Annotated in this window: 8 protein-coding genes and 1 pseudogene; 3 read left to right on the top strand and 6 right to left on the bottom strand. The window is 66.7% G+C overall.

Going from position 1 to position 12,415, the window contains the following annotated elements:
* On the top strand, window positions 1-1,026 hold a 1,026-nt coding region (locus tag A5781_RS24775; RefSeq protein WP_156624355.1), incomplete at its 5' end, for a thioesterase domain-containing protein.
* A 167-nt stretch (window positions 1,027-1,193) separates the two neighbouring features.
* A pseudogene (locus A5781_RS24770) lies at window positions 1,194-1,376 on the top strand (MbtH family protein).
* Between the two features lie 96 nt (window positions 1,377-1,472).
* Here the strand turns inward: A5781_RS24770 and A5781_RS03475 are convergent.
* From A5781_RS03475 to A5781_RS03460, 4 genes are all read right to left on the bottom strand, one after another.
* Complete coding sequence (locus A5781_RS03475; protein ID WP_067201229.1) at window positions 1,473-3,500, bottom strand: substrate-binding domain-containing protein; 2,028 nt, start codon at window positions 3,498-3,500, stop codon at window positions 1,473-1,475.
* Window positions 3,501-3,608: 108 nt separating this feature from the next.
* Window positions 3,609-5,804: a malate synthase G gene (locus A5781_RS03470; RefSeq protein ID WP_067201226.1), complete on the bottom strand. Its 2,196-nt coding sequence runs from the start codon at window positions 5,802-5,804 to the stop codon at window positions 3,609-3,611.
* Window positions 5,805-6,084: 280 nt separating this feature from the next.
* Window positions 6,085-7,125, bottom strand: a complete 1,041-nt coding sequence (locus A5781_RS03465; RefSeq protein WP_067201223.1) for a hemolysin family protein — start codon at window positions 7,123-7,125, stop codon at window positions 6,085-6,087.
* The gene (locus A5781_RS03460; protein WP_067201220.1) at window positions 7,122-8,486 is read right to left on the bottom strand and encodes a hemolysin family protein; all 1,365 of its coding nucleotides are present in this window, start codon (window positions 8,484-8,486) and stop codon (window positions 7,122-7,124) included. The genes A5781_RS03465 and A5781_RS03460 overlap by 4 nt, the downstream gene beginning before the upstream one ends.
* A gap of 295 nt (window positions 8,487-8,781) precedes the next feature.
* Between A5781_RS03460 and A5781_RS03455 the strand changes: the two genes are divergently transcribed.
* Complete coding sequence (locus A5781_RS03455; protein ID WP_067201217.1) at window positions 8,782-9,408, top strand: GNAT family N-acetyltransferase; 627 nt, start codon at window positions 8,782-8,784, stop codon at window positions 9,406-9,408.
* Window positions 9,409-9,432: 24 nt separating this feature from the next.
* On the opposite strand, the gene A5781_RS03450 is transcribed toward A5781_RS03455, so the two are convergent.
* Window positions 9,433-10,869: a GuaB1 family IMP dehydrogenase-related protein gene (locus tag A5781_RS03450; RefSeq protein WP_067201214.1), complete on the bottom strand. Its 1,437-nt coding sequence runs from the start codon at window positions 10,867-10,869 to the stop codon at window positions 9,433-9,435.
* 41 nt (window positions 10,870-10,910) lie between these two features.
* Window positions 10,911-12,368, bottom strand: a complete 1,458-nt coding sequence (gene gndA, locus A5781_RS03445) for an NADP-dependent phosphogluconate dehydrogenase (RefSeq protein WP_067201211.1) — start codon at window positions 12,366-12,368, stop codon at window positions 10,911-10,913.
* Between the last annotated feature and the right edge of the window lie 47 nt (window positions 12,369-12,415).

The raw sequence follows: 12,415 nt of genomic DNA, 5'->3' as shown, positions 1-12,415 counted from the left end.
ACCACTCCCACCGAGGAAATCCTGGCCGACATCTACGCCCAAATCCTCGGACTCGAACGCGTCGGGGTCGACGACTCCTTCTTCGAACTGGGGGGAGATTCGTTGTCGGCGATGCGCCTGATCGCCGCGCTCAACACCAGCCTGGATGCCAACCTTCCCGTACGTACCATTTTCGAGGCCCCCACCGTAACCAGTTTGAGTCAGCAGTTCCACGCAGCTAATACGCCTGCGCTAGAAGTAGTTCCGATTCAGACTCTGCAGCGCGGCACCGGTGTTCCGTTGTTCTGCATTCATCCCGGGGCCGGGATGAGTTGGCCGTATCAGGCTCTTGGCAATTACTTGGACTGTCCGATCATCGGAATTCAACAAAGCCTGCAGAGCGAAGAAGCTGAACCCCGGTCAGTTCGCGATATGGCGAGGAATTATGCCGACAGACTCCAAGAGTTTTATCCTGGCGGTCCCTACAATCTTATTGGCTATTCTTTTGGCGGTGTGGTCGCCCATGAAGTCGCCATCGAGCTTCAGCGACGTGGATTCGATATCCCAAGCCTTATCCTTCTCGATGCCCATCCCAGCGTCGTCGGCGGCGACGCCGCACTTGACCCAGATGTAATCGAGAAGGCCGTATTGGAAGAGGTCTTGCGATTTTTCGATATTGCTGCACCTGAACAGGATGAGCTGCTTACGTACGAGTGGGTAGAAGAACGCGTCCGCCAACACGCGGCTGTCGATATTTCCCGATATAAGCAGCTTCTGGAGTTGATTCTCCAGAACCTTAATGCCAACACCGAATTATCTCGAACTCATGAACCCAATGTTTTCGATGGCGATATAACCATATTTTCCGCCGTACGGGAAGCGAGCGAGTGTAATTCATCCTCGCTAGAAAGCTGGCGACCTTATGTCACTGGCGAGATTACAGAACACCCGGTCGGCTGTAGACATGAAGAGATGCTCACCACCGAATCGCTCAGCAAGTACGGTGAACAACTCAAGCATTTACTAGGCTGTGTATCCACCCCATGATGTTTCGAAATTTCGGTCGCGTGTGGAGTCCGGTTTGCCCGAGCTAAACGCGACGAGACCAGACATGCCGCTGTAGGCCACCGCACGAGGACGAGTGCCGAGGCTGAGCACCGGCACCAGGTTGGTGAGGTGTTAATGGGTCACGTGGGCAGGTTTATGGCGGATCGGTGAGCGTCGACCCATTTGATGATGACGATGGCAGGTTTTCGGTGTTAGTCAATGACGAGGAGCAACACAGTCTGTGACCGGCTTTTGCTGATCTTCCGGCGGAGTGGCGGGTGGTCCACGAGGCCGATCGCGCGGCGTGTGTCGACCATGTTCAGCGGGAGCATCACGATTGGAGTAAGTAGTCGGCTTCGACGTCAGTGGATCGTCGGTTACCCACCCGATGTTCGATTAGCTCTCGAGTCTGAATTGGACTCGGCCCCAACAAAAGTGACCGCGCGTCAGCTCAAGAAGGCGTTCATGGCCGCGGCGAGGTCCGGGGACGCCGATGTGGCGAGGTTCTGGTAGCCACCACCGCTGAGCTGGGCGACCGCTTCCCACGTCGCGCGATCCGGGTCACCGCCGAAGTCGATGACGTTGACCGCGATGGGCTTGGCCGGGTCCGCGCTCTTGCGGATGAAATCCTGCAATCCGGGACCGTCCAGGCTCTGGTCGGTGTGGGGACCCGCCGTAATGACCAATATCGAGTTGGTCTGGCCCGGGTGGTAATTGGCCTGCAGCTCTTGGTAGATCATGCGCAGCGTGGTGAACGACACGGCGCCGCCGGGCGACGAGTACTGCTTGTCCAACGCTGCGGTCAGCGCCGCCGAACGCGGCTGGCCGTTCACCGGGTCGCCCAGCGGCCCGCCGGGCACCTCCGACCGTCCCTCGTGGCCGTCGAACGTCCACAGCCCCACCACTGAGGTGGGTGGCAGCGCCCTGATCTTGTCCTGCAGTGCGGCGATGACGTTCGCCAGGCGGGACTTCCCGCCCTCCTGGCCGGGCATCGACTGGTCGAGCATGATCGTCGCGGCCAGCCCGCTCGACGGGCTGGCCATCGCCTCGGCCAGCGTCGCTCGCATCGCGTCGTCACCCACCGACACCGTCGCCGGCAGCGCCGGGAACGTGGTGACCGGGCTGCTCGGCGGGTTGACTCCGTTGACCCGGAAGCCGGCCTTGGCCAGCTTGGCGAGTTGGTCGGGCTTGTGCATGAAGCGGGCGAACTCGCTGGCCGCCGAGGTCTGGTCCCGCGTCAGCCACGAGCCGCTGAGCAGAACTGTGGGGTAGTCGGCGACCGGCACCGGCCCGGACGGTAGCCAGGAAGCCAACGTGCCCTTCGCGTTTGGCAACGATTGGCCACGCTGGAACAGCTGCTGCTCGGTGGTGATCACCGCATGCACCGGCGCGGTCGCCGCGTCACCGGGCTTGAGCAGCGCGTTCATTGCCTCCGTCAGCGAGTTGTCCGCCAGTTTGGGTTGCGCGCTCAGCAAGGCGCGCACCGCTCCGATGCCCTGGGTCGCCGGCGCGCCGGGAGGTGTCGACGCGGCCGCCACCGCTTCTCCGGCCAAGAACGCCGCGTCGCCGTTGCCATTCATCGGCAGGGCCAGCCGCAGCAACCCCCAGGCCGGCAGGTTCACGCCGGCCAAGCCGTTCGGGTTGGTCTGCAGCCCGGGCAGCGCCCCCCAGTTCTGGCTGGCCAGGGCTTGCTGCAGTTCCGGCCGGACGGCGAGCACCACGGGCGACGTCACCAGCGAGCGGCTGTCGGTGATCGTCTTCTGCGCCGTGGCCCCGGCCAGCCGCGCGGCGGAGACCGAGCTGCCCGGAATCCATAACGCCGGCTGCCCGCCCAGCTCGGCGGGCCACTTGCCGATGAAGCCGTTCAGCACCGCGTCGGAGCCGGCCGGTTTGACGCTGACCTCCACGCAGTGGTCGCCGATGGGGCCGGCCGAGGAGTTGTAGGTCTCTGCGAACTGCTGCACCAAGTTGGCGATCGACGGGTCGGCGACGACGGCGACCGTCTCCTTACCGCCCACGCAGCGCCCGGCGGCCTTGTGCGAGCGGTTGGATAACGCGTCACCGAAGAAGCTCCACAGGATCACGCTGCCCACCACCACGACGACGGCGACGAGGGCCACGATGACGCCGATGCTGACTCCGCGGCGGCCGCCCTCGCTGCGATGGCCGCCCCGCCAATCGCCGAGGCCGCGGTGGCCGCGGCCGAACAGCGACGGCGACGAGGCCGGTGGCTCCGCGCTCGGCGGCCCGGGCTGCCGCGGCGGGAACTCCGGGTAGTCGTCGGCGGTGCCGGCCTCGAACGCTTCCTCGGCGGCGTAGGGGTCTTCCTCGGGGTCGAAGTCGTCCTCGACCGGATAGTCACCCTCGTCGGCGTAGTCCTCGCTATCGGCGTCCCGGTGACGGTCGTCGGTGTCGCCGCTTTCGTATGGCTCGTCGACGGAGTCCCCAGGGTCGGGCAAACTGTGCCTACCCATAGCGGTGTCCGTCGCCTTTCCGTCGATCCATCCGACTTGTTGTGAACCCGCCGCTGATCTTAGTCGTCAGCGGCACCGATGCTCCGCGAGCCCGATTAAGGCACGAGCTCAATTTGATTGCGCCGCGCGGGCCTTAACTTCGCGCCGGCGGCGATGCAGGATCGGCTCGGTGTAGCCGTTGGGCTGCTGCGTCCCGGTCAGGATCAGGTCCTGGGCTGCCAGGAACGCAATGCTCTCATCGAAGTTGGGCGCCATCGGCAGGTACGCCGCGTCCTTGGCGTTCTGCGCGTCCACCAGCGGCGCCATCCGCTCCAGGCTGGCCCGCACGTCCTCCTCGGTGATCACCCCGTGACGCAGCCAGTTGGCCAGCAGCTGGCTCGAAATCCGCAGCGTGGCACGGTCTTCCATGAGTGCCACGTCGTGAATGTCGGGCACCTTCGAGCAGCCGACACCCTGGGCGACCCAGCGCACCACGTAGCCGAGGATGGACTGGCAGTTGTTGTCGACCTCCTCGCGGATCTCCTCGGGGGCCCAGGCCAGTTCTTTGGCCAGCGGGATGGTCAACAACTCGTCGATTTTGGTGCGCTTGTGGCCCGCCAGCTCCTCCTGCACGGCACCCACATCGACGTAGTGGTAGTGCATCGCGTGCAGGGTGGCGGCCGTCGGCGAGGGCACCCACGCGGTGGTCGCGCCCGCCTTGGGTTGGCCGATCTTCTGCTCGACCATGTCGGCCATCAGCTCGGTCATCGCCCACATGCCCTTGCCGATCTGCGCCTTGCCCTTGAAGCCGGCGGCCAGGCCGATGTCGACGTTGGCGTCCTCGTAGGCCTTGATCCACGTGGTGTTCTTCATCGCACCCTTGCGGATCATCGGACCGGCCTCCATCGACGTGTGGATCTCGTCGCCGGTGCGGTCCAGGAAGCCGGTGTTGATGAACACCACCCGGTCGGCCGCGGCCTTGATGCACGCCTTGAGGTTGACGGTGGTGCGCCGCTCCTCGTCCATGATGCCGACCTTGAGGGTGGCCTGCGGCAGGCCCAGGACGTCCTCGACGCGGCTGAACAGCTCGCAGGTGAACGCGACCTCGTCGGGTCCGTGCATCTTGGGCTTGACGATGTAGATGGACCCGGTGCGGCTGTTGGCCAGCGGGCCGTTCGCGTCACCGGTCTTGAGCCCGTGGATCGCGGTCAGGCCGGTGAACAGCGCGTCCATGATGCCCTCGAACACCTCGTTGCCGTCGGCGTCGACGATGGCGTCGTTGGTCATCAGGTGGCCGACGTTGCGGACGAACAACAGGCTGCGGCCCGGCAGCGTCAGCTCGCCCTCGCCGTCGGGCGTGGTGTAGGTGCGGTCCTGGTTCAGCACACGGGTGAAGGTCTTGCCGCCCTTGGCGACCTCCTCGGACAGGTCGCCCTTGTTCAGCCCCAGCCAGTTGCGGTAACCGAGCACCTTGTCGTCGGCATCGACGGCGGCCACCGAGTCCTCGAAGTCCATGATCGTGGTGACGGCCGATTCCAGGACCACGTCCTTGATGCCGGCGCGGTCGGTCTTGCCGATCGGCGACTCGGGGTCCACGAGGATTTCGATGTGCAGGCCGTGGTTCACCAGGAGCACCGACCAGTTGGGGGAGCCGAGCTCGCCGGTGTAGCCGGCGAACTTCTCCGGGCTGGCCAGGCCGACGGATCCGTCGGCGGTCGCGACCTTCAGCTGGCCGTCCTCGACGGACAGTCCCGTCGCGTCGGCCCAGGACCCGGATTCCAGCGGCACCGCCTGGTCGAGGAAGTTGCGCGCATAGGCGATGACCTTGTCGCCGCGAATCTTGTTGTAGCTGGTGGCCTTTTCGGCACCGTCGCTCTCGGGGATGACGTCGGTGCCGTACAGGGCGTCGTAGAGCGAGCCCCAGCGCGCGTTCGCGGCGTTGAGCGCGAACCGGGCGTTGAGCACCGGCACCACCAGCTGCGGTCCCGCGGTCGTGGTGATCTCGTCGTCGACGCCGGACGTCGTGATCGTGAAATCCTCGGGTTCGGGCAGCAGGTAACCGATTTCGGTAATGAACTGGCGGTACGCCTCGACGTCGAACCGCTCGATCACGCGTTGGCGGTGCCACTTGTCGATCTGCGCCTGCAGCTCATCGCGGCGGTTCAACAGATCCCGGTTCTTCGGCGTGAGGTCGGTGACGACTTTGTCGACCCCGGCCCAGAAGCTGTCCGGGTCGATGTCGGTGCCGGGCAGGGCCTCGTTGTTCACGAAGTCGTAGAGCACTCGGGCGACGCGCAGGTTCCCCGCCGACACGCGATCAGTCATGTTTCTCCTCCATAATGAACCCTCACCAAGCCGCCATTGGCTCGGAGTGGCAATGTCTTCAGCGTACCGAGCAGCAGCCTGGTGAGCGTATCCGCCCAAACCTGCCACACCAGGTCAGGCCGCGCTGACAGCTCTAACCATGCCGCTGCGGCGAGCCCGGGGGTCGAATTCCAGCAACGCATCTGTGCGCCTGGCATCCTGCGCCCGCCAGCACTTTCTTGACTGGTAGCCGTTGAAAATCATACGGGCTCGCTACGGCCCCACTCCGCGACCAGTACCCCTATACGTCGCGCATCGTGCCGACGAGGTCTTCAACCAGGTCTTCCATGGCCACCATCGCGACCACGTCGCCGCCCGCGCCGGTCACCAGCGCGAGATGGCTGTTGCTGCGGCGCATCCGCGACAAAGCGTCAGCCAGCGGCAGCGACTTGGGCAGCCGCGGCAGCGGCCGCACCATCGCCAGGTCAATCACCGTCCGTGGGTCGTCACCGAGCGTGAGCATGTCCTTGATGTGCAGGTAGCCGATGAATTCGCCGTTGACGTTGGCCACCGGGAACCGCGAGTAGCCGGTCTGGGCCAGGGCCTCTTCGACGGCGCCGACCGTCGGGCCGGTGCCCGCCGCGGCCACCCGCACCGCGTGGACATCGGCCAGCGGGACCGCCACGTCCCCAACGACGCGGGTGCCGATTTGCAGCGCCCGGGTCAGCCTGGTGTGCTCCTCGCGGTCCAGCAGCCCTTCGGATCGCGATTCGGCGATCATCTCGCTCAATTCGATGGGGGAGACGGTGATTTCGAGCTCTTCCTTGGGTTCCACGCCCAGTGCGCGCACCACCACGCTGGCGCACTTGTTGTAGAACACGATGAACGGCCGCGCGGCTCGCACATAGGCCAGGTAGGGCGGCACAAGCAGCATCGCCGTGCGCTCGGGACCGGCCAGCGCGATGTTCTTGGGCACCATCTCGCCCAGCAGCACATGCAGCGTCACCACGATCGCCAGCGCGATCGCGAACGACAGCGTGTGCAGCAGCGTTGGGTGAATGGTGGTCAGGCCCAGCGCCGTCCGCAGCAGGTCGGCGACCGCCGACTCGCCGATCCGCCCGAGCAGCAGCGAGGCGGCCGTGACTCCGAGCTGCGCCCCGGCCAGCATGGCCGGCAGCTGCTCTCCGGCGCGCATCACCGTGACCGCCCGGGCCTTGCCCTGTTCGGCCAGCGCTTCGAGGCGGTCGCGCCGCGCCGAGATCAACGAGAATTCCGCCCCGACGAAGAAGGCGTTGACGCCGATCAGCAGCATCGCCAGGAACACGCCCAGGGTGTTGTTCATCGGGAGCCCCCTGCCGCCGGGCTGTCGCCACGCAGCTCGATCAACTCGAGCAGGTCGATCCGGCGCCCCTCCATCCGGATGACGGTCGCTTGCCAGCGCAGCGATGTGTCCAGCAACCCGTCGGCGTCCAGGGCCGGCAACTTGACCGTTTCACCGGCCACCGGGATGTGGCCGAATTCACGCAACGCCAGTCCGCCGATGGTCTCGTAGGGTCCCTCGGGCGCGCGGAAGCCGGTCGCGGTGGCCACCTCATCGATGCGCAGCAGGCCCGAGACGCGCCAACCGGTCCCGGCCGCCACCACGTCCGGGGTGGCGTCGTCGTGCTCGTCGCGGACGTCGCCGACGATCTCTTCGATCAGGTCCTCGACCGTCACCATGCCCGCCGTGCCGCCGTATTCGTCGACGACCATCGCGGTCTGCAGGCTGTTGGCGCGGATCTCGCCCATGACGGCGTCGCCGTCCAGCGTCGACGGCACCACGGGAACGGGCTGTGCCACCGTGATCAGGGGCGTGCCCGCCCGCTCGGCCGCCGGGATGGCCAGCACCTGTTTGACGTGCACGATGCCGACGGTTTCGTCGAGGTCGCCGTCGACGATCGGGAAGCGCGAGTATCCCGACTCCGCCGCCGCGGCCACCAGGTCGGCGACCGTGTCGTCGGTCTGCAGCGCCACGATCTTCGACCTGGGAGTCATCAATTCCTCGGCGGTCAGGGTGCCGAATTGCAGGGAGCGCCGCACCAGCGACGCGGTGGCCGCATCCAGGGAGCCGCTGCGTGCCGAAGAACGCACCAGCGACAGCAGCTCCTGCGGCGACCGCGCCGACCGCAGCTCTTCGGCCGGCTCGATACCCAACTGGCGCACGATCCAGTTCGCCGCGCCGTTCGTGAGCCGGATCGCCGGGGTGAAAAACAGTGAGAACAGCAGCTGGACGCCCACCACGGCCCGCGCCGTGGACAGCGGTCGGGCGACGGCCAGGTATTTCGGGACCAGTTCGCCGAACACCATCGATACCGAGGTGACGATGACCAACACCAGGAACGCCATAATCGCGTCGGCCACCCGGTCGGATATCCCGATCGCGTCAAACCACGGGTGCGGCAGGTCGGCCAGCATGGGATCGGTCAGATAGCCGGCCGCCAATGTGGTGGCAGAGATGCCCAATTGAGCGCCGGATAGCTGGAACGACAACTTGTGGTGGGCGCGCCGGATCGCCCGGTCGCGGCGTCCGCCGCCGCGGGCGTTGGCCTCCACGGCGCTGCGGTCCAGCGTGGTGAGCGAGAACTCGGCGGCGACGAAGATCGCGTTGCCGAAGATGAGCACCGCAATGGCCACGACGCTGAGGACGGCGACGGTGACGTTCATGGGTCACGCCGCCCGTTGGCCGATTGCCTAGTGGGACTCGACGGGGAAGGCTCCGCATCGGGCGGCTCGTCCGACGGCTGCCGCACCCGAAATCCCATGGCCTGCACGGGTGCCTGCGGCACGTCGATCCCTTCGCTGCCTGAATCCGGTGCGGACGCGGTCGCCTCCGTCTTTGCTGACTTATGGTAGCCCGGTCCGTCCCACGTCCGGTCAACCACCGTTTTCGTCGGCGCACTTCGCCACCACGGGACCTGACTATGGGTTGCCTAACCTTACTCGGTAGGCTGTGCGCACTATGGCGTCCGAAGCCCCTCCCGAAACCCAATCCGCGCAAGTACTTCCGCGCGAGCGCTTCGACATCGCCGACGAGATCGCTCGCATAGGCCCGCCGCCGGTCCCGGCCCTGGAGCCGCCGTTCGCGCTGCGGGTCGCTCGACGCGGGGATGCCGGCACGGTGTCGGAGTGGATGAACCGCCCGCACCTGGCGGCCGCCTGGGAATACGACTGGCCGACGCCGCGGTGGGAGCGACATCTCGTCGCACAGCTCGACGGAACGTATTCGCTACCGCTGCTCGGAAGCATCCGCGGAAAGGATTGCGCCTATCTCGAGTTATATTGGGGCGCAAAGGACTTGATCTCACATTACTACGAGGCCGAGGCCTATGACCTGGGGCTGCACGCCGCCATCGCCGACCCGGACCTGGTGAACCGGGGGCTGGGCCCGATGCTGTTGCCGCGCATCGTGGCCAGCGCCTTTTCCATGGAGCCCCGCTGCCGGCGCATCATGTTCGACCCCGATCACCGCAACACCGCGGCGCGCCGGCTGTGCGAGAACGCCGGATGCACCTTCCTCGGGGAGCACGACGCCAGAAACCGGCGGATGTCGCTTTACGCGCTGCAGCGCCCGAGCACCGACGCATAGCCCTCGCCATTCCGGCGGAACGGGTCACCAACCCAACGGCAGCGGATGGCCTTCCGCGAAGCCCGCGGTCGACTGCACCCCGACGACGGCGCGCTCATGCAGCTCCGTCAGGTTGGCGGCGCCGACGTACGTGCACGTGCTGCGCACACCCGAGGTGATGTGGTCGATCAAGTCCTCGACACCGCCGCGGTCGGGGTCCAGTTCCATCCGCGACGTCGAAATGCCTTCCTCGAACAGCGCTTTGCGCGCGCGCTCGAATGCGGTATCGGCGACGCTGCGGGCGACCACCGCCCGCTTGGACGCCATCCCGTAGCTCTCCTTGTAGGGCTGGTCCTCGCGGTCGCGCATCAGGTCCCCGGGCGATTCGTAGGTGCCGGCGAACCACGATCCGATCATCACGTTGGACGCCCCGGCCACCAGCGCCAGCGCCACGTCCCGCGGATGCCGAACGCCGCCGTCGGCCCAGACATGCCCTCCCAATTGTCTTGCCGCCGAGGAGCATTCGACCACAGCCGAGAATTGCGGGCGGCCCACGGCGGTCATCATCCGGGTGGTACACATCGCCCCCGGCCCGACGCCGACCTTGACGATGTCGGCCCCGGCACCAAGCAGGTCACGGGTGCCTTCCGCCGAGACGACGTTGCCCGCCACCAGCGGGACGCCCAGGTCGAGCGAGGAGACCGTGCGGATCGCGTCGAGCGTCTTCGCCTGATGCCCGTGTGCGGTATCGATGACGAGCACGTCGACGCCCGCCTCGGCCAGGGAGCGCGCCCTGGCCCCCACATCGCCGTTGATGCCGACGGCCGCGCCGATCCGCAGCCGCCCGCGCGCGTCGACCGCCGGGGCGTACAGGCCGGTCCGGACGGCCCCGGTGCGGGTCAGCACGCCGGCCAGCGTGCCGTCCGCGTTCGTCATCACGGCAACCCCGATCGGGGCGTGCTCGAGCAGGTCGAAGATCTTGCGCGGCTCGGTGCCGACCGGGGCGGTGACGAAGTCGGTGATCGCGACGTCACGCACCCTGGCGAACCGGTCGACGCCGAGGCAGCACGATTCGCTCACCAGCCCCATCGGGCGGCCCTCGAACGCGACGACGGCAACCCCGTGCGCACGCTTGTGGATCAGCGCGGTCGCATCCGACACCGAATCGTCGGGCGCCAGGACCACCGGGGTGTCGAGAACGAGGTCACGGCTCTTGACGAAATCCAACGTCTGCTGCACGGCGGTGATCGGGAGATCCTGCGGCAGGATGACCAGGCCGCCGCGGCGCGCGACCGTCTCGGCCATCCTGCGCCCGGCCACCGCGGTCATGTTGGCCACCACGACGGGGATGGTGGTGCCCGACCCGTCGTTGGTGGACAGGTCGACGTCGAAGCGCGACTCGACCTCCGACCGGCCCGGCATGACGAAGACGTCGTTGTAGGTCAGGTCGTAGCCGGGCCCATGCCCGTCCAGGAATCTCATCGTCGTCGCCCTGCCCCCTCGTGTCCTCCAGTAGTACCCCGCTAGGCGGGCACTTCGCTGCGGTCCCCGCTCCACAGCGTGTGGAACCGCTTGTCCGGGTCGTCGTCGATCCGGCCGTAGGTGTGCGCGCCGAAGAAGTCCCGCAAGCCCTGGGTCAGCGCCGCGGGCAGCCGCTCGGTGCGCAGGGCGTCGTAGTAGGACAGCGCGGAGGAGAAGCCCGGGATCGGGATGCCCAGCTGCGTGGCGGTCACCACGACGCGACGCCAGCCGTCGATCGCGGCCTCGATCGCGCTGCGGAAGTAGGGCGCGACGATCAGCGTCGGCAGGTCGGGATCTTCGTCGAATGCGTCTTTGATGCGGTTGAGGAACTTCGCCCGGATGATGCAGCCGCCGCGCCAGATGGTGGCCAGGTCGCCTGGCGTGACGCCCCAGTCGTATTCGGCGCTGCCGGCCTGAATCTGGTTGAAGCCCTGCGCATAAGCGATGATCTTGGACGCGTACAGGGCCTGACGGACGTCCTCGACGAACTGCTGCGTGTCGCCCGGCTTGGTTCCCAGCTCGCCCGAGGCCAGCCCGGTGGTGGCCTTGCGCTGCGTCACCGAACCCGACAGCGCGCGGGCGAACACCGCTTCGGCGATGCCGGTCACCGGCACGCCGAGGTCCAAAGCCGACTTCACCGTCCAGCGGCCGGTGCCCTTCTGCTCGGCCTCGTCGAGGATGACGTCGACGAGTGGCTTGCCCGTCTTGGCGTCCTTCTGCCGCAGCACCTGCGCGGTGATTTCGACCAGGAAGCTGTCCAGGTCGCCGTTGTTCCACTCGTCGAACACGTCGGCGATCTGCTCGGCGGTCTTGCCGAGGGCATCGCGCAGCAGCTGGTAGGCCTCGCCGATCAGCTGCATGTCGGAGTACTCGATGCCGTTGTGCACCATCTTGACGAAGTGACCGGCGCCGTCCGGGCCGATGTGGGTGCAGCACGGGACGCCGTCGACGTGCGCGGAGATCTCCTCGAGCAGCGGGCCCAGCGACTTGTACGACTCGGCGGGGCCGCCCGGCATGATCGACGGGCCGTTGAGCGCGCCTTCCTCCCCGCCGGAGATTCCGGCGCCGACGAAGTGCAGGCCCCTGTCGCGCATCGCCTTCTCGCGGCGAATTGTGTCGGTGTAGAGGGCGTTGCCGCCGTCGATGATGATGTCGCCTTCTTCCATAGCATCGGCGAGCTCGTTGATGACGGCGTCGGTGGGGTCACCGGCCTTGACCATGATGAGCACCCGCCGCGGCTTCTCCAAGGCGTCCAGAAATTCCGCGATGGTCTCTGACCGCACGAACTTGCCCTCGTCACCGTGCTCTTTGAGCAGCGCGTCGGTCTTGGCGACCGACCGGTTGTGCAGCGCCACCGTGTAGCCGTGCCGGGCGAAATTGCGAGCGATGTTCGAGCCCATCACCGCCAGGCCGGTGACGCCGATTTGCGCGGCCGCGGTCTTTGCATCCGACGAACCCATGTCTTCGCCTCTCAAGTTGGAGAACCTTGCCCAAAAGCTTTCCGTCA

Source organism: Mycobacterium sp. 852002-30065_SCH5024008, from assembly GCF_001665645.1.
Taxonomy (GTDB): Bacteria; Actinomycetota; Actinomycetes; order Mycobacteriales; family Mycobacteriaceae; genus Mycobacterium; species Mycobacterium paraffinicum.
This window is presented reverse-complemented; position numbering and strand designations above follow the sequence as displayed.

Bases quoted from the DNA above. Each gene is read 5' to 3' on its own strand.
- A5781_RS03475 (WP_067201229.1), bottom strand. From the start codon at position 3,500: ATGGGTAGGCACAGTTTGCCCGACCCTGGGGACTCCGTCGACGAGCCA.
- A5781_RS03470 (WP_067201226.1), bottom strand. From the start codon at position 5,804: ATGACTGATCGCGTGTCGGCGGGGAACCTGCGCGTCGCCCGAGTGCTC.
- A5781_RS03465 (WP_067201223.1), bottom strand. From the start codon at position 7,125: ATGAACAACACCCTGGGCGTGTTCCTGGCGATGCTGCTGATCGGCGTC.
- A5781_RS03460 (WP_067201220.1), bottom strand. From the start codon at position 8,486: ATGAACGTCACCGTCGCCGTCCTCAGCGTCGTGGCCATTGCGGTGCTC.
- A5781_RS03455 (WP_067201217.1), top strand. From the start codon at position 8,782: ATGGCGTCCGAAGCCCCTCCCGAAACCCAATCCGCGCAAGTACTTCCG.
- A5781_RS03450 (WP_067201214.1), bottom strand. From the start codon at position 10,869: ATGAGATTCCTGGACGGGCATGGGCCCGGCTACGACCTGACCTACAAC.
- gndA (WP_067201211.1), bottom strand. From the start codon at position 12,368: ATGGGTTCGTCGGATGCAAAGACCGCGGCCGCGCAAATCGGCGTCACC.